The organism is Duganella guangzhouensis, assembly GCF_009674535.1.
In the GTDB taxonomy this organism is placed as follows: Bacteria; Pseudomonadota; Gammaproteobacteria; order Burkholderiales; family Burkholderiaceae_D; genus Rugamonas; species Rugamonas guangzhouensis.
Genome location: NZ_WKJK01000002.1, coordinates 141,303 through 158,480, shown reverse-complemented (window position 1 = coordinate 158,480; position 17,178 = coordinate 141,303). Strand labels below are relative to the sequence as shown.

Annotated in this window: 16 protein-coding genes; 11 read left to right on the top strand and 5 right to left on the bottom strand. The window is 61.5% G+C overall.

Going from position 1 to position 17,178, the window contains the following annotated elements; all coding sequences use genetic code 11:
• Positions 1 to 101: 101 nt before the first annotated feature.
• Genes GJ699_RS03825 through GJ699_RS03815 form a run of 3 tightly spaced genes read left to right on the top strand, consistent with a single transcriptional unit; the run spans position 102 to position 1,598 of the window.
• Complete coding sequence (locus tag GJ699_RS03825; protein ID WP_154373304.1) at positions 102 to 365, top strand: hypothetical protein; 264 nt, start codon at positions 102 to 104, stop codon at positions 363 to 365.
• Between the two features lie 7 nt (positions 366 to 372).
• Positions 373 to 840 (top strand): hypothetical protein, encoded by a 468-nt coding sequence (locus GJ699_RS03820; protein ID WP_154373302.1) that lies wholly within the window; start codon positions 373 to 375, stop codon positions 838 to 840.
• Positions 841 to 848: 8 nt separating this feature from the next.
• Positions 849 to 1,598: a hypothetical protein gene (locus tag GJ699_RS03815; protein WP_154373300.1), complete on the top strand. Its 750-nt coding sequence runs from the start codon at positions 849 to 851 to the stop codon at positions 1,596 to 1,598.
• Between the two features lie 163 nt (positions 1,599 to 1,761).
• Here the strand turns inward: GJ699_RS03815 and GJ699_RS03810 are convergent, their stop codons facing one another.
• Positions 1,762 to 3,576, bottom strand: coding sequence for a phospholipase D-like domain-containing protein (locus tag GJ699_RS03810; protein WP_154373298.1), 1,815 nt, complete (start codon positions 3,574 to 3,576; stop codon positions 1,762 to 1,764).
• 154 nt (positions 3,577 to 3,730) lie between these two features.
• Here GJ699_RS03810 and GJ699_RS03805 point away from each other — a divergent pair, with 154 nt between their 5' ends.
• A complete protein-coding gene (locus tag GJ699_RS03805) occupies positions 3,731 to 4,435 on the top strand; it encodes a glutathione S-transferase N-terminal domain-containing protein (protein ID WP_154373296.1) in 705 nt (234 codons plus the stop codon).
• Between the two features lie 5 nt (positions 4,436 to 4,440).
• On the opposite strand, the gene GJ699_RS03800 is transcribed toward GJ699_RS03805, so the two are convergent.
• Entirely contained in the window at positions 4,441 to 5,211 is a 771-nt protein-coding gene (locus tag GJ699_RS03800) for a dihydrolipoyllysine-residue succinyltransferase component of 2-oxoglutarate dehydrogenase complex (RefSeq protein WP_371867451.1), read from the bottom strand.
• A gap of 102 nt (positions 5,212 to 5,313) precedes the next feature.
• Between GJ699_RS03800 and GJ699_RS03795 the strand changes: the two genes are divergently transcribed.
• From GJ699_RS03795 to GJ699_RS03780, 4 genes are all read left to right on the top strand, one after another.
• Positions 5,314 to 6,153 (top strand): M15 family metallopeptidase, encoded by an 840-nt coding sequence (locus GJ699_RS03795; RefSeq protein WP_154373294.1) that lies wholly within the window; start codon positions 5,314 to 5,316, stop codon positions 6,151 to 6,153.
• A 98-nt stretch (positions 6,154 to 6,251) separates the two neighbouring features.
• Positions 6,252 to 10,034, top strand: coding sequence for a type VI secretion system membrane subunit TssM (tssM, locus tag GJ699_RS03790; protein ID WP_195763453.1), 3,783 nt, complete (start codon positions 6,252 to 6,254; stop codon positions 10,032 to 10,034).
• The gene (tagF, locus tag GJ699_RS03785; protein WP_154373292.1) at positions 10,031 to 10,999 is read left to right on the top strand and encodes a type VI secretion system-associated protein TagF; all 969 of its coding nucleotides are present in this window, start codon (positions 10,031 to 10,033) and stop codon (positions 10,997 to 10,999) included. The genes tssM and tagF overlap by 4 nt, the downstream gene beginning before the upstream one ends.
• A 12-nt stretch (positions 11,000 to 11,011) precedes the next feature.
• Positions 11,012 to 11,764 (top strand): OmpA family protein, encoded by a 753-nt coding sequence (locus GJ699_RS03780; RefSeq protein ID WP_154373290.1) that lies wholly within the window; start codon positions 11,012 to 11,014, stop codon positions 11,762 to 11,764.
• 3 nt (positions 11,765 to 11,767) lie between these two features.
• Here GJ699_RS03780 and icmH read toward each other — a convergent pair whose 3' ends face one another.
• Genes icmH through tssJ form a run of 3 tightly spaced genes read right to left on the bottom strand, consistent with a single transcriptional unit; the run spans position 11,768 to position 14,422 of the window.
• The gene (gene icmH, locus GJ699_RS03775; RefSeq protein ID WP_154373288.1) at positions 11,768 to 12,550 is read right to left on the bottom strand and encodes a type IVB secretion system protein IcmH/DotU; all 783 of its coding nucleotides are present in this window, start codon (positions 12,548 to 12,550) and stop codon (positions 11,768 to 11,770) included.
• Positions 12,547 to 13,893: a type VI secretion system baseplate subunit TssK gene (gene tssK, locus GJ699_RS03770; RefSeq protein ID WP_154373286.1), complete on the bottom strand. Its 1,347-nt coding sequence runs from the start codon at positions 13,891 to 13,893 to the stop codon at positions 12,547 to 12,549. Before tssK ends, icmH begins: the two co-directional genes overlap by 4 nt.
• 13 nt (positions 13,894 to 13,906) lie before the next feature.
• Positions 13,907 to 14,422 (bottom strand): type VI secretion system lipoprotein TssJ, encoded by a 516-nt coding sequence (gene tssJ / locus GJ699_RS03765; protein WP_154373284.1) that lies wholly within the window; start codon positions 14,420 to 14,422, stop codon positions 13,907 to 13,909.
• A gap of 166 nt (positions 14,423 to 14,588) precedes the next feature.
• Between tssJ and GJ699_RS03760 the strand changes: the two genes are divergently transcribed.
• The 3 genes from GJ699_RS03760 to tssC are packed head-to-tail and all read left to right on the top strand — an operon-like array spanning position 14,589 to position 17,173.
• Positions 14,589 to 15,179 (top strand): hypothetical protein, encoded by a 591-nt coding sequence (locus GJ699_RS03760; RefSeq protein WP_154373282.1) that lies wholly within the window; start codon positions 14,589 to 14,591, stop codon positions 15,177 to 15,179.
• A 10-nt stretch (positions 15,180 to 15,189) separates the two neighbouring features.
• Positions 15,190 to 15,684, top strand: coding sequence for a type VI secretion system contractile sheath small subunit (gene tssB / locus GJ699_RS03755; protein ID WP_154373280.1), 495 nt, complete (start codon positions 15,190 to 15,192; stop codon positions 15,682 to 15,684).
• Position 15,685: 1 nt separating this feature from the next.
• Positions 15,686 to 17,173, top strand: coding sequence for a type VI secretion system contractile sheath large subunit (tssC, locus tag GJ699_RS03750; protein ID WP_154373278.1), 1,488 nt, complete (start codon positions 15,686 to 15,688; stop codon positions 17,171 to 17,173).
• Positions 17,174 to 17,178 lie beyond the last annotated feature (5 nt).

Genomic DNA, 17,178 nt, shown 5'->3' with positions numbered 1-17,178 from the left:
TGCAAGGCATTTTTCTTTTCCGGTGTACTCAAGGATCTTGCTCAAATTGCCGTTCTCTGGCATGTTAATGTTTTGAAAACGTTGACGTGAGGGGATTCGAATTGATCTACTGGCTGATTGCAATCGCTTGTGGCTATGCCATCGGTACTTTTACGCGTCAGGCCTGGTGGCAGTATGCGGTTTGTGTGCCGGCCAGCGGCTTGCTCTATTTTCTGGTGAACCTCATGCGTTCAATGCCCAGTGAAGAGTCAGAGCTTTCTCCTGTTGTGATCTTCATTGGCGCCTCGTTAATTCAGTCGCTTGGCTTGATGCTTGGGGTGTTTCTGGCGAGACGCAAAGCGAAGCGCAATGCGTTCAAGGCATGACGCAAAAATGACTAGCCATCAGCTCCAGCGGGCTCGATCAACACTGGCGGAATGCGCTCGCTGGCTGGTTGTCGGCCGGATATCCAATTACGAATTCGACGATGCTGTTCCATCGTCTCCGGATCCCACAGTGTCTGCAATTTACGAATATTTCTGGATGCTGTATTGCGATATGAGAGAGTATCGCCTGACTGGCCCTGACGAACTCTCGCCTTTGGAACGCGATAAAGCTGTGCGCTGCATTCTCTTCCTGAAATCTGGGTTGCCATATTCTTGGCCAGTGCTGTCACGCGCTCAATCGGCGCTGCTGACTTTGCTGAACTTGCTCACGCTCGGTGCCGCCGGCCGTATCTACTCGCGACGCGTCTCTGTAGCTGGCGACGTTGTTTATTGGCCGTTTATATCCGAGAGTCAGTATGCGCAAGCTTTGCAGGCGCCAGCTTACCTGGCGGGTGGCGCTAAACTGACGCAGTAGCCATTGTTATGCCCAACACCCTGCGTGCATCCTTCAAGCGACTTTTTTATCCTTTCGCAGAGTCGCGAGGTTTCGTACGAATTCCATCGAGCGATCCGTTTTTCACTGAGTTCCGCAAAGTCGATGGTGACTTAATTTATACGCTTGACGTTCAGTGGGATAAGTACCACCGACCCTATTTCGTTTTCAATTTCAATGCCGTTGAAGGTGGATCGGTTAAGCCCCGAACTCAGAGCGGTCGCCTGCAGCGCACGCGTGGCGCCGGCTTGAATTCTTGGTTTCATCTGAAGCGCCCGTGGCTGGAAGTCATCAGGACGCTCCGCATTCACTATGAACCTGATGAAGTCGTCGAATATGCCATCGCTTGCTTCCCAGAGATTGAAGCGTGGTGGGCAAATGGAGAGGAGGGGAAGCATATAGTTCAGCCAGTAGCTATGGATCTGCGCCCGAGCTTACCCATGAAGATCAAAGTGCTGCGAGAGGCATGCTGCGCCGCTGACGATCAGGTTGGCCCGCTGAGTTTGAGCTTGGAGTTTGATGGTCAGGTAACTTTACAGTCGCTCGTCGAGTCGGTGGTGGCTTCTGGTTTTCTGCAGTATTCCTCTTCGCATACATCCATGTTTGGCTACTTTGGGGAGGTGGCCGTTGTTCGGGTTTACAGCCCGTATCACAGCACCAGGGAAACGGAATACCTGGCTGACCCAGCAACACCTATTCAAGCGGTGTCGGGGAACTATTTGGTTGATTTCCGCTTCTAACCTGCCGAAGGAGAGGTGTGATGAAGCGAACCAAGCCAATCATTGATCCTGAGATTGCTGCTTTTGAGGCCGCGTTGTTGCGAAGCCTGGAGCAGGCCAGGCGTGGCGAAGGGCGGATCAATACCTTAGAACAAATCACCGCCCGTCGTGACAGCATGATCAATCAATCAGTAGCGCCAGAGAACAGCTTGCGATCGCGGGCGCGGAAATCGTCCTCTTTGAAATAGGGCTTGGTCCAGACGTCGGTGGTGGACAGGAACCAGCCGACCTGCTTTGCGGCTTTCTGTTTGTTGGCGGGGAGCTTGTCCAGCGGCTTGGCGGCGTCGGACTTTTTCGTCATCCGGTCCATGAACTGGAAGTGGTCGACCAGGCCCAGTGCTTCGATGGCGAAGACGGTGGCCACTTCGGTGTCGCGGATGGTCAGCAGGTTGTCGCCGTTCTTTTCCTCGCCGCTGCTCACCAGGTTGGAGGAGCCGCAGTACACCACCGCTTCCGGCGTGTTGAAGCCGCACACCACGAACTTGTGATGGATCTGATGCCCGATGCCGACCACATTGGGCACTTGGTCGAACGGTGGCGGCAGCAGCGTCTGTCCTGGCTTGCCGGTGACCAGCAAGCCGGTTGGTTGGCCCGGCTCGTACAGGGCGATGTGCTGGCTATCGTCGGATATGCCGAAGCTGACCACTTTCGGGTTGGCGTTCAGGGTTTTCAGCGCGTCGTAGACCGGGCTGGCGCCGACGCCGATGTCCATCACCGCAAACAATACGCTGGCGTTGCCGCCAGTTCGTGTTCCTTCCTCCTCGACCCGCGTGACGATGTCTTGCAGGATCTGCTGCGCCACCGCCGGCGCGTGCGGCGCGAAGCTGATCCGGGTGGGCGGCAATGCGGTGGTCGGGACGTCGTACTCCAGCGTGGAGAACGGTGTTTTTACATACGCGGCGAGTTTGACGTCGGTGGCCCATACGGCTTCGAACATGTCGCCATAGGTCTGCGCCACGTCGCTGTCGTCGAGCACCAGGATGTGGTTGGAGTTGACGTACAGACCGGTGGTGGAAAAGTTGGTGGAGCCGGTGAGGACTTTCAGTGCTTTCTCGGCGGTGAAGGAGACGAATACCTTGTCGTGCGCGAAGCTGCCGAAGTGGCCGCGTTTGATTTGCGCGGCACCCTTGGTGACGGCGTTGAAGGCCTGTTCAAAACGGTCTTCCATCTTTGGCGTGGCCACCGAGTGATGCAGGCCGGCGTTGTCGAGGATGATGCGTACGCGGCCTTCGCCAGCCAGTTGCAGCAGGCGCTTGCAGACGTCGGGTTCGTTGAGGTCGTAGGCAAACACTTGCAGGTATTGCTTGGGATCGGCGATCACCTCATCGAGGAAGGCGAAGATGCGGTCGCGTGCCGTAAAGCCCAGCCAGTCGTAGGCTTCGGCATAGGTATAGGGTTGGCCCTCCGGCGAGGTGCCTGCCTGTTGTGTGGTGTCGTACAGCAGGTCGCGGCCGGTTGGCTGGATGCGAGCTTTGCTGCCGAAATGGTGGACGAAGGCTTGCGACTGGGTGTAGCCGCGTGTGAAGCCCAACTGCAGGCCATCCTTGGTAAATGGGCCGACGTACACTTCGACACTGGAGCCCAGTGTGGTATCCAGCGGCTTCAGGTGTTCCTGCGGGTCGAAATAGCGCGGCACCACGGTGTATTTGTAGGTGCCGAAGACGGGCGTCGGGGCGCCGTGGAAGGAGCCGGGCACGTGCAGCCAGCGGAATTTGTGCAGCGGTGCGTTGACGCTGGAGTAGGCTGGCTCTATCGCTACCTGGGCATGCTGGTCGGGATGCTCGAACTGCAGCGTGTTGTACAGATAGTAGGGGGCCACGCCCTCGGGCTGGCAGATGATGGTAAAGCCGGCCAGCCCGGCGGCGAGATTTTCGGGCAGGCTGTAGGCGAGCAGCGTTTTGCAGTCGCCGCGATGGGCGGTTACGGTCAGTTGGGTCATGGTGGTCCTTGGGCGGGGGGAGGGGTGGCGCCGTTGATTGTACCTACATTCCATTGCCAAAATACTCTCACATTGCCGCGTTATTGTGGCCGTCAGCAGATTTTTCCGGCTTCGTGGATAATCGCCAGATCGTTATCTTGAGAGTAGGTATCCCATGGCAGATTTGTCCGCATTCCCTATCACCGGCAAATGGCCGGCCCAGCATCCCGAGCGTATTCAGCTGTACTCGCTGCCGACGCCGAATGGCGTGAAGGTGTCGATTGCGCTGGAGGAGACCGGCCTGGCGTACGAGCCGCATCTGGTCAGCTTCGACAAGAACGATCAGATGTCGCCGGAGTTCCTGTCGCTGAATCCGAATAACAAGATCCCGGCCATCATCGATCCGAACGGTCCGGACGGCAAACCGCTGCCGCTGTTCGAGTCCGGCGCCATTCTGCTGTATATCGCGGACAAGACCGGCCAGCTGATCCCGCAGGACGCCGCCGGCCGCTATGAAACCATTCAGTGGGTGATGTTCCAGATGGGCGGCATCGGCCCGATGTTCGGCCAGGTCGGCTTCTTCCACAAGTTCGCCGGCAAGGAGTATGAGGACAAGCGTCCGCGCGACCGTTACATCAATGAATCCAAGCGCCTGCTGAGTGTGCTGGACCAGCGCCTGGAAGGCCGCCAGTGGATCATGGGCGATCAGTACACCATCGCCGATATCGCGATCCTGCCGTGGGTGCGCAATCTGGTGAATTTCTATGGCGCTGGCGAGCTGGTGGAGTTCCACAAGTTCAGCAATGTGCAGCGCGTGCTGGATGCCTTCGTGGCGCGTCCGGCGGTCATCAAAGGGCTGGATTCGCCTAAGCGCGGTTAAGTCGTTCAGTGTGCCGGCGCGCGGCAGGCGGTGTCGTTTTCCCACCGGCCGGAGCAGATGCGCGAGCGGCACAGCATGCCTTCTATCATGCCCAACTGCTTGCAGCGCGTCAGCAGTTGCGCGGTGTTGTCGCCTTCCTGCCGTTCGACGATGTCGCGGCTGCGTTCGGGCGTGACGGCGGCCGGTTTGTTGGCGTGGGCTACCAGGGCGGTCAGCAGGGTGACGTCGGTGTCGCCGTTGGCTGGTGTGGCCGGGCGGTCCTGCGCTGAGGGCGCGGATGGCGCGCGTGGCGCCGGCTTGTGCTGGGCTGTCGTCGTGGTGCGTGGCGGCACGGCGGCGGACGTGGCCGGTACCGTTGATGGTGCTGCCGACATGGCGTCCGGTGCGCTGTGGGGCACCCGCGCCTCCTCAACATCGTCATCGCCTGTGGCTGGCGGCGTGACATTAATGATGGCTGCAGCCTGCTCATCGGGCACGGCATCGTTGGCGTGCATGGACGGCGTGGCCGTCTTGCGGGCCGTTGTGCTGTCGCTGCTGTAGCCATGCCGGAACGTGTCCGGCGTGATCCTCCGGTCGTGCATCATCCATGCCACGCTGCACATCAATATCAGCAGCACACACAATCCTATGGTCCAGCCATCGATGGTCCAGCCGGCCGAGCGCTTGGGGCTGGCCGCCGGCCGTGGACCATGTTCCAGATTTGCTAGGATGCGCTTGCTGTCGGCGGCGCGCGACGCTCCGCTCATCAGATCGGGCTTGGTCTTTGACGTATCCACGTTATCCCCTTTGCGTTTGATCTGGCCGAGGTCGCGGCGCGGCGAACGGCCTACGATGCAGTGTCCGGTCACTGGCGTCGGCCCGTTTTGATGGAGCGCACCATGTTTCTCTTTTCCATGCTGTTGTTCTTCGTGTTGACGTGTTTTTGTGCCTGGCTGTTGCTGTTCCCGGCCGGTCGCGACGTGGTGCTGGGCGCGTTGGGGGCGATGGGGCGCCGCGCCGGTCATCGCGCGCGCGGCGGTTGCCGGCAGGGCGTCGAGCAGGCGGCGGGATTGGGACGTGAGGCCAGCGGCGGACTGCGGCGCGCGCTGCGCTTCGTGCGCCAGCGCTATCTGCTGTTGCTGGCAGCGTCGGTGCTGCTAACGGTGCCGCCGTTGCTGGCGCTGATGCTCGGCGGGCGCACCATGCTGTCCGGCTACGATGACGACACGCGCGCCATCAACCAGCAGATCGCCGGCGTGCTGCAGGGAGAGCAGTTGGCGGCGCCGCCGCCATTGCCGCCACCGGTGTTCACTACCGCCGAGGTCACACTAGTGCGTCCGATGCTGGACAGCGCCAACCGCAACTGGCAGCTACTGGACCCGGCCTATGCGCAGCGGCTGCTGCTGGTGTTCCGCATCATGAAGGAGCGTCATGGTTATGACATGGCCATCCTGGAGGGCTACCGCAGCCCGGAGCGGCAGAACGCGCTGGCGGCGGCTGGTCCCAGCGTCACCAATGCCAGGGCGTTCCAGAGTTATCACCAGTTCGGCCTGGCGGCCGACTGCGCCTTTCTGCGCGACGGCAAGCTGGTGATTTCGGAAAAAGATCCCTGGGTCATGCGCGGCTACCAGCTCTACGGCGCCGCCGCCGAGGCCGCCGGCATGACCTGGGGCGGACGCTGGACCATGATGGATTTCGGCCACACCGAACTGCGCGTGCCCGGTACCGTCAAGCGCTGAGGCATTGTTCTGGCGCAAGAAATGCAGGCTTTGTTGGTGGCAACATTGATCGGGTCCGCCTGTCGCCTGGGCGCCGCAGTGTTCGCCGGACACCTTCTATGTTGCGCAGAATCTGGATCTTTCTGACCGATAGCCGCCACCTCACTATCCTGGGCCTGATCGCGATGGCGGCCTTGTTCTACCTGGGGGCGGAACTGCTGGAACTGGCGCTGATCTGGGCGCTGGCGGCCACCGTGGTGATGCTGGCGCTGGCCGGCGCGGTGTGGGGCTGGCGCCGCTGGCGTGCGCGGCGCGATGCGGAACAGTTGGGTGAGGCGATCGGCAAGCCATCGGAAGATCCCACCGCGGCCGAGGTCAAGGCCATCCGCGACAGCATGTTGAAGGCGCTCGACACCATCAAAGGCTCCAAGCTGGGCATCGTCTCCGGCAAGCACGCCTTGTACGAATTGCCTTGGCTTGTAGTGATTGGCAATCCGGCGGCAGGGAAAAGCACCGCCATCACCAACTCTGGCCTGCAGTTTCCCTTCGCTGATGGCAAAGTTCTGCACGGTGTGGGCGGCACGCGCAACTGCGACTGGTTCTTCACCACCGAAGGCATCCTGCTCGATACGGCAGGACGCTATGCGGTGCTGGAGGAGCACCGTGCCGAGTGGTTCGGTTTTCTGGATCTGCTGAAGAAGTATCGCCGCCGGGCGCCGATCAATGGCGTGATTATCGCGGTCAGCATCGCTGAGTTGCGTGGCGACGATCCTGAAAGCGGCATCACGCTGGCGCGCAGTCTGCGTAAGCGCGTGCAGGATTTGATCGAGCGGCTGGAGGTATTCGCGCCGGTGTACGTGGTGTTCACCAAGGCCGATCTGATCGCGGGCTTTGGCGAATTCTTCGAACAGGCCGAGCGCGCCGAGCGTGAACGGGTATGGGGCGCGACCATGCCGTATCAGCGCAGCACCAGCAGCCAGCAGGTGATGACTTTCTTCGATCACGCTTTCGATGAGCTATGCGACGGTTTGAAGGCCATGAGCCTGGCCAACATGGGTCAGCAGCGGCGCGAGCGCATGGAGCCGGGCGTGTTCACTTTTCCCTTGGAGTTTGCGACTATCCGTGTGCCGCTGCGCGCTTTCCTTGTCACGCTATTCGAGGAAAACCCATTTCAGTTCAAGCCGGTGTTTCGTGGCTTTTACTTCACCAGCGCTTTGCAGGAAGGGCTGCCGCTGAGCGAGCAATCGGTACGCGTAGCCAAGCGCTTTGCGTTGACCACGGCGAATGCGGCGCCGGAGGCCAGCGCGGGACACGCGGGCTTCTTCCTGCTGAATCTCTTCCGCAAGGTGATCTTCGCGGACAAGGATCTGGTGTCGCAGTACGCCAGCAAGAACAAGATACGCTTGAAGTATGCGGCCTTCTTTGCGGCGGTGCTGCTGCTGGGCGCTTCGCTGGGTGGATGGAGTTGGTCGTACATGGGTAATCGTCAACTGGTGAGCAATGTGCAGGCGGACTTGGACAAGGTCATCAAGCTGCAGGCCAAACGGTTGGATCTGCAATCGCGCCTGGAGGCGCTGGAAATTATTCAGGACCGCATCGAGCAGTTGGAGAGATATCGCGATGCGCGCCCGTGGTCGCTGCGGATGGGGCTTTATCAGGGCGAGCAGCTGGAGCGCAAGCTACGCGAGGAGTACTTCGCCGGCGTGAAGAATGTGATGTTGATGCCGGTGGTCGCCAATCTCGAAACGCTGTTGTCGGAGATGAACGCGCATGCGGACGAGTTGCAGCCGCCCGGCGCCACGCGGCCCGCCGAAGCCGGGCGCCAGTTTCAGGAAGCCTCGCCCACCAATGTCGACGATGCGTATAACGCGCTGAAAAGCTATCTGATGCTGGCCGATAAATCGCACGCCGAGGCCAGTCACCTGAATGACCAACTGCCGCGTCACTGGCGCGCGTGGCTGGAGAATAATCGCGGCGCCATGCCGCGCGAGCAGATGATCCATAGCGCCGAACGATTGATGACGTTTTATCTGGCGCAGATCTCCGATCCGGCCTGGCCACGCATTGACCTGAAGCTGGCGCTGGTGGACCAGGCGCGTGACAACCTGCGACGTGTAGTGCGCGGCCTGCCAGCGCGTGAGCGCGTCTACGCCGACATCCGCGCCCGCGCCAACACACGCTTTGCGGCGATGACGGTGGCGCGCATGGTGGGCGAGCAGGATCAGGCGTTGGTGACTGGTAGCCATGCGGTGCCCGGCGCCTACACGCGCGAGGCGTGGGAGAAGTTTGTGCAAGCTGCTTTCCGCGAGGCCGCCAACCATGAGCTGCAAAGCGCCGACTGGGTGCTGAAAACGGCCGCTCGCGATGATCTGACGCTGGAGGGCAGTCCGGAGCAAATCCAGAAAGGGCTGAACGATTTGTACAAGGCCGACTATGCGCGCGAGTGGCAGAAGTTTGTGCAGGGCGTCAGCATCGCCAATCTGAATGGCTTCGATGCGGCGGTGGCGGCGATGAACCGCTTGGGCGATCCGCAGTCGTCGCCGTTGTCCAAACTGCTGGTGGAGATTCATCAGCAAACCTCGTGGGACAATCCGAGCGTGATGAGCCGGGAGATGAAAGAGGCGCAGTCGGGCTTCATCAACTGGATCAAATACAGCTTGCTGCGGCGGGCACCGGCGCAGATCGACGTCAATCTGCGGCTGGAGCCGGGACGTTCGGATCAGCCGATGGGGCCAGTGGGGCGCGAGTTTGCCGGCATCGGCAAGCTGGTGGCGGCCAAGGACAAGGATGCGTCGTTGGTGCGGGCTTATATGGAGTCGCTGTCCAAGCTGCGCAGCCGTTTGAATCAGTTGAAGAATCAGGGCGATCCCGGTCCCGGTGCGCGGCAGTTCATGCAGCAGACATTGGAAGGCAGCGGTTCGGAACTGGCGGATGCCTTGCGTTACGTCGACGAGCAGATGCTGACCGGGATGACAGACGCGCAGAAGCAGGCCATACGTCCGCTGCTGGTACGTCCTTTGATGCAAACCTTTGCGGTGCTGGTGACGCCGGCCGAATCGGAGATTAACAAGACCTGGCTGGCGCAGGTGTACGAGCCGTTCCAGCAGACGCTGGCCAACAAGTATCCGTTCTCGCCCAATGCACGCATCGAGGCGGCTGGTGCGGAGATCGCGCAGTTCTTCGGGCCGGATGGCCTGATCGCGAAGTTCGCCACCACCACGCTGGGGCCACTGGTGCTACGGCGTGGCGATGTGCTGGCGCCGAGAACGTGGGCCGACATGGGTATCAGCCTCTCGCCGCAGACGGTGGCGCGTTTTCCGGGATGGATAGCGCCAATCGCGGCGGGCGGCGTGGCCTCGCCGGCGGCGGCGCAGACGGTGTTTCAGATCCAGCCCATGCCGGCGCCGGGCACGCTGGAATACACGGTGGAGATCGACGGCCAGCAACTGCGCTATCGGAACACGCCGGCGCAGTGGGCGAACATGGTGCATCCGGGGACACAGGGCACGCCCGGAGCGCGCATCACGGTGGTGGCGTTTGATGGTCGCAGTGTGGATGTGTTTAATGAGCCGGGCCAGTTTGGCCTGAAGCGCATGATTGACGCCGCAGCCAAGCAAAAGCGCGATGGCGGCGTGTTTGAACTGCGCTGGAGCAGTGGCGCGATCACGGTGGCGATGGGCCTGAAGATCATCAGCAGTCCGGATACCAGCGCCAACGCGGCGGCGCCGCAGGATCAGGGCTTTCGCGGCATGCGGCTGCCGGAAACCATCGTGGGCGCGATGCCGGGAGCTGGCGCGACCACGGTTGGTGCGGTGGCGTCGCAGATAGCGCAGTCGGCACCGGCCACGACGACGGGCGCCGCAGCGGCCTTGGCGGACACGCAGGCGGGAGCGGCACGATGAAGCGCGGGCCGCAGGTGGCGCGCGTCGGCTACTTCGGCAAGCTGCCGGCACGCAGTGACTTCGTCAAGGCCGCCGACAATCTGGCCCTCGCCAGCCTGCTGGACGACTGGCTGGCGGAAGTGATGAATGTCCTCAGCGCCGATCCGCGCTGGAAGCTCAATTACGACGCCATGCGCCCGCTGCATTTCGCCTTCGTCGGTACCCGCAGCCGGCGCGCGATCGCCGGCCATCTGGCCGCCAGCAGCGACCTTTCGCAGCGCCGTTACCCCTTCCTCAGCATGAGCGCGATCGAAGTCGACGCGCCCACCGCCTTCATGCCGCTTAGTCCTCTGATCCTGTCTGCGCTGTGGGAAGAACTGAATCTGCTGACCGCCGATGTACTGGATTCGCCCGATCCGGAAATCCCCTTGCACACTTTGTCCGCCACCCGCGTGGACATCGACCCGGCCGATCCCCGGCATGCGCAAGCCTACACCGACTTCCTCGATCGCCATACGATCGGCGCGCTGGAAGCCATGCTGTCCAGCGCCTCGGTGCGGCGCACTATCCTCGCCATTGGCCTGCTGCTGCAGCCGGTGCGCCGTAGCGGCGCCGATCGCCTGGACAAAAGCCTGGTGCTACCCATACCCCCTAGCGGGCGACAGCGGTATCTGGTGGCCGCATTCTGGCTGAACCTGATCGCGCCATTTTTGCAGCAATCCGACTTTGAACTGAGCCTGTTCTTGGCTGATGTGAGCGAGCGCGCCGCGCTGGTGATCGGCTTTGGTGGCGCCGCGCCGGAAACCCTGGCGGCCATCATCGATCCGCACAGCGCGGCCGAGCAGCAGATCAGCTTTGATTACGCCGGCTGGGTCGATGAACTGATCGACGGTGACGTCCAGGTGCAAAAGCTCTCCGCCTACCTGGAGCAGAGGCAGATGTCGCTGCGCTCCGTCCAGGCGCTTTTCCACGAAACCTTTGTCTGACAGGAGGCCCGCATGTCCAGGTTACTCATGATGATTGCATTGCTGCTGGCCGCACACGCCGCAGCGCAGACACCGGGCCAGATCGTGGTCACCGGCGCTGTGCCAGATGAAGCCAGCAAGGCCGCGCTGTTGGCGCAGGTGCGCCTGCTGTATGGCGTCGAACGTGTGGTCGATCAGGTCACCATCGCCCAGGTATCGCTGCCGCCCAACTGGAACGGCTATGTGCAGAAGCTGATTACGCCCAACCTCAAGATGATCAGCAAGGGGGAACTGAAGATCGACGGCACCAACGTCACCGTGCGCGGCGAAGTGGCGAACGAGGCGCAGCGGCAGCAGATCGCCAGCGATATCGCCACCAGCCTCAATCCCAGCTACACGGTGAATAACGGCCTGCGTGTCAGCGCGGCGGAGCAGAATCTGCTGGATGCCGCGCTGGCCAAGCGCATCATCGAATTCGATAGCGGCAAGGCGACGCTGACGCCTTCCGGCCAAGCCATCCTGGATGAAATGGCGGCGGCGCTGCATAAGGTCAACGGCAAGAAGGTAGAGGTGATCGGCCATACCGACAACATCGGTCTGCGCGATAGTAATCTGGCGCTCAGCCAGGCGCGCGCCGAGGCGGTGCGCACTTATCTGACCGGGAAGGGCATTAGTCAGGAAATGGTGATGGTGTCCGGCCAGGGGCCTGATCGTCCGGTGGCCGAGAACACCACGGCGGAGGGGCGCGCCCGCAACCGCCGCATCGAGTTCCGGGTTGCGCAGTAACGGTTACGGCAGCGTGATGGTGACGTAGGCCGGGCGCGGCGCCAGCTTCACCAGATCGGAATACGCGGCCAAGGTGTCGGCCGTGGAGTGCGTCAGCGATGACTCCAGACCGAGATAGGCGCTGAGCGCGATCACGCCAAACACGGCGGACACCGCCCACAGCGGCGTGTGGCTGCGCAGCTTGTGCACGATCTGGTCCGGCCGTTCCGCCTGCGGCGCGAAGCCTTTGCTCTTGCCCTGCATATGGGCGATCTCCTGTCCCAGTCGGGCGGTCAGATAGGCCAGTTTGTCGCTGGCATCCAGCGCGTATTTGCCGCGAAAGCCGATCAGCAGGCACATATGGAATACCTGCAGCGCCGGCAGACGCGCGCCACCAATGCTGCGCAGCGCTTCCAGCCGGTCGAAGAAGTGTTCGCCCGCCAGTTGATCGCCAAAGATCACCAACTGCAGCGGCCTGCGCTCCCAGGCGAAGCGCATCGGGAACTGTGACGACAGGATGATTTCGTCGAGCGCCGCGCAGTAGGCATATTTGGCGGCGTCGATGTCCTCGCCCTGCGCGCGCAGCTTGCGTGCTTCGCGGTCGAATTCGGCCAGGTAGGCGGTGATGGTGTCGAGGAAGGCAGCTTCGCCCGGCGGCACGCTGCCATTCTTCAGCATGAACAGCAGGTAGAAGCCTTCCTGCAGCAGGTCGAGTAGTGTTTGCACATGGCCGTAGCCTGGCTGGATCTGTTTGCGCTGACCGCCCATCAGCGTTGGAATCGCGCGGCGTTCGACTTGTTGAGTCATGCTGACACCGCGATAAGGTTGAGGCGCAGATCGCGTATGCCGGCCGGCACGTAGATCGAGATCGACTGCGCTTTAAGCATTTGTTCGTATAGCATGCCTTTGCCCTCCAATGCGAAATAGTAGGTGTCTGGTTGAACCGGGATCGCGGCTGGTACCTGCGGCGCGTGCGTCAGCTTCACGCCCGGCATCGCGGACAGCACGCATTTCTCCACATCGTCCGGCGCACCGACCTTGACGCGCAGCGGCACCACTTCCACCAGCTCCAGCGCAGGCAGTGCCGCGCTGACGGCCAGGTACAGCGTGGTGCGCTGGTCAATTTTTCCGGAATCGAGTTTGCCCAGGTGATAGCTGGGCTTTTCCTCGGTCAGCGCGATGGCGAAGTATTTGGTGGAGATGACGGTATCGAGCAGGTCGCGGATGATGTGGTCCAGCGCCGTGAAGCAGGGCGCCGGGTCTTCGTGCTGGTAGCCGGGGAGGTCGATCAGCGAGTACTGCTTGGAATAGGTCATCAGCGCACCAGCCAGTGCCAGCAGCGATTCGAACAGCCGCTCCGGATGCAGCGCCGGATTGCGCACGTAGTGCATCAGCGCGGCGGCCGATGTGCTCACCGTGTGCAGCAGCCAGAATGACGAGACGTCGCCCGAACGGAATTCGATCACGTTGCGGCTGGGTTCACGCATATGGCCTTGCAGCGATTGCAGCTTGGCCTGCAGCGCGTCCAGCAAGCGGTCCAGCATGGCCTTGAGCGCGGGTGTGGCGGTAATCGACAGGGCAGGGGCGATGAATAACGCATCCGGCTCGAAGCCGCCGGTGACGGTGCGCCGCAGCCGCATCACTGGTACGCACTCGAAGGCGCCTAGTGGTTCCAGGTCGGACAGCAATCGTGCCGCGCTGCGCAGGAAGCTGACGTCGGCGTTGACGGCTTGCGTGTACAGGTCCGCCATCTCGCGGCTGGTCTGCTGGTAGCGTGCCGCGTTGTGTTGCTCACCTGGCGAAGCCGTGTTGCCGCCGTTGGGCGCCAGTGAGGGCAGGGCGGCGTACCACGTCACCTCCAGCACGCTGGCCGGGATGCGAGACAGGTCTACCGCCGGCGGCAGCGGTGCGCTGGATGGAGCGTCGACGATCTCGCCATCGCGGAAGATCAGCGACAGTGCTTCCAGCCGCAGCTTGCCGGCCTTGAGCGCGTCCCAGTCCCAGGCGATATCGCGTACGCCCCAAAGGTAGGGATGCAGTGCTTGCGTGGTTTGGTGCAGGCGCGCTTCGTGATACTGGTCCTGCTGCTGGAAATGCTGTGGGCGCAGGAACAGTCCTTCGCCCCAAAGCACTTTGGATGGAATGCTCATATGGTCTCCTGATTCAATCGCAGTGCACCGGCACCAGAGAGTCGCCAGTGCTGATGGCGCAGGCATGCAGGCCGATGGTGATGCCGGATTTTTCAGCATCGGCAGCTGGTACTGTTATCCGCCAGCGGTCCGTCGACGGTGCGCGGAACAACGCCACCACGCCGATGTAGTACGCCTCGCGTGTGACTTTTTCCAACATCTCGTAGCGCTGGTTCGGGATCAGCATCACTTCTTTCACTTCCAACAGATCGTTACCCAACAGTTCGCGCTCGCTGTGCATGCTGAGGAAGGCGTCGAAAGGCATACGCTGAAAGGCGGTTGGCTGGCGCAGTTTGTAGATGCGCACGGCCAGCGCGAACGGCTGCTTGTTCGCACCGGCGTTGAGATTGGGGCCGGCGTGCAGGCGTATCGCCACGCTGCGCGCCGGCTTTTGAGTGTCCGGCAGCTCCGGTGGTCCGCGCAGGATGGAGCAGCTTTGTAGCACTGGCAGTATCAGCATTGCTGCGATGGCGATCGTCTTCGTTTTCATGTCATCTCCCCGGCGATCCATGCATTAGAACGAAAGCCGTATCGCCTGTTTTTGCGACCGCGCAAGCAAAGAGAAAAGAAGACGGCGCTTGAGTAAGCGCAATCGGCGGCTAAGGCATTCATGAATAATGGCCATCTTCTTACACGGTTACGCAAAGGAGAAACCGATGCGCATTTCAAGTACATGGCTGCCTTGCTGCGCCAGTCTGCTGTTGTTGTCGGCCTGCGCGACGGACGGCGCCACGGTCCGCAGCGAGCGCCCGCAACCGGTCACGCTGGAGCGCGCGCTGGCCGATGCCGACGCCGCACTCGCAGCAGGCCACAACGACAAAGCACACAGCATCCTCAAGGCGGCCGCCGCCGATTATCCGGCCGATAAAACCCCTTGGCTGCACATGGCGCAGATCAAGTTCGACCGCGCCAGCTACGGCGAAGCGATCATGAATGCGCTGGAAGCACTGCAGCGTGACCCCAACGACAAGCTGGGGAGCAGCATCGTGGCGGTCAGTGGTCTGCGCTTGTCGACCAAGGCGCTGGCGGACCTCAGTCAGCAAAACAATCTCAGTGGCTCGCTACGTACCGAAGCGCAGGAGCTGGCCAAGCTGTTGCGCACCACGCTGGTCGAAGATGTGCTGGTACCAAATCCGAACGCAAGCCGCAAGCCGGCGGCGTCGGCACCAGCGGCCTCAAAAAAAAGCACGACATCCAAAAATAGTAACCAGTCCAACAACAGCGATCCCTTCGGCGGATTGAAGTAAAGGAGCTTGTATGGCTAACGGTGACAGTGTTCAGAAGCGCCTGACCAAGGTGCGAGCGCCACGTGTGCAGATGACCTACGACGTCGAGATCGGCGACGCCATGGAAAACAAGGAGCTGCCTTTCGTTGTGGGCGTGGTCGGCGACTTTGGCGGTAACTCGGACGTGGAAAAAAAGCGTCTCAAGGATCGCAAGTTCGTCAACATCGACAACGGCAATTTCGATGAGGTGATGGCAGGTGTGGAACCCGTGGCACGCTTCCAGGTACCAAATCAGCTGAAGGACGATGACAGCAGCTTCGCCGTCGAACTGCGTTTTAAATCCATGGCGGACTTCCGTCCCGAGTCGGTGGTGCGTCAGGTGGAGCCGCTGGCCAAGCTGCTGGAAGCGCGCGGCAAGCTGGCCGACCTGCGTAACAAGCTGGCCGGGAACGACAAGCTGGAGGACATCCTCAGCGATGTGCTCAACAACACCGACAAGCTGGCCAGCCTGAAAAAGGGAGACTGACATGTCAGCACAACTACAGAGCGCATCCGAGCTGGCGCCGGCACTCGAAGGCGCCAGCTTGCTGGACCAGATCGTCGAGCAAAGCAAGGTGGCCAAATCCAGCGTGGAGCACGAACGCGCCAAAGACATCATCGCGGAGCTGGTCAACCAGGTGCTGGATGGCGCGGTGGTGGTCTCCAATAATCTGTCCGCGATGCTGGACGCGCGCGTGGCGGAGCTGGACCGTCTGATTTCCAGTCAACTGAGCGCCATCATGCACGCACCGGCATTCCAGAAGCTGGAGCAGAGTTGGACCGGCCTGCATTATCTGGTAAAGAATTCCGCCACCGGCCAGGGGCTGAAAATTCGCATGCTCAACGCCACCAAGCGCGAACTGGTGAAGGACTTCCAGTCCGCGCTGGAATTCGATCAGAGCGCGATGTTCAAGAAAATCTATGAAGAAGAATTCGGCACCTTTGGTGGCGCGCCATATGCGGCGCTGCTGGGCGACTTTGAAATCTCGCGCCAGCCGGAAGACATGTACTTCGTCGAGCAGATGTCGCACGTGGCCGCCGCCTCGCACGCACCCTTTGTGGCCGCCGCCGCGCCGGAGCTGTTCGGCTTGGAGACTTTCGGCGATCTGTCTAAGCCACGCGACCTGTCCAAGGTATTCGACACCGTGGAATACGCCAAATGGAAGGCATTCCGCGAATCCGAAGACTCGCGCTATGTCGGCCTGACGCTGCCGCGCTTCCTCGGTCGGCTGCCATTTAATCCTGTCGACGGCACGGTGGTGGAAGGCTTTAACTTCGTCGAAGAGGTGGACGGCACCGATCATCAGAAGTACTTGTGGTGTAACGCTGCCTACGCCTTCGGCGCCAAACTAACCAAGGCGTTCGACGATTACGGCTGGTGCGCGGCGATCCGCGGTGTCGAGGGCGGTGGCCTGGTGGATGACCTGCCGACCCACACCTTCAAGACCGGCGAGGGCGAAGTGGCGCTCAAATGTCCGACCGAAGTTGCCATCACCGACCGTCGCGAGAAAGAGCTGAGCGACCTCGGATTCATCTCGCTGGTCCATTGCAAGAACACCGCCTACGCCGCCTTCTTCGGTGCGCAATCGGCGCAGAAGGCGCGCCGCTACAGCTCCGAAGCGGCCAACGCCAACGCCGTGTTGTCATCGCAATTGCAGTACATCTTTGCCGTCTCGCGCATTGCCCACTACATGAAGGCCATGATGCGCGACAAAGTCGGCAGCTTTGCCTCGGCCGCCAACGTCGAGGACTTCCTCAATCGCTGGCTGATGAAATACGTCCTGCTGGACGATAACGCCAGCCAGGACCAGAAGGCGCAGTTCCCGCTGCGCGAAGCCTCGGTGCAGGTGCACGAGGTGGCCGGTCGGCCTGGCGTTTACCGCGCCGTTTCCTTCCTGCGGCCGCATTTCCAGCTGGATGAATTATCCGTTTCACTCCGTTTGGTCGCGGAGCTGCCGCAATCGACCAATTACTAATCCCC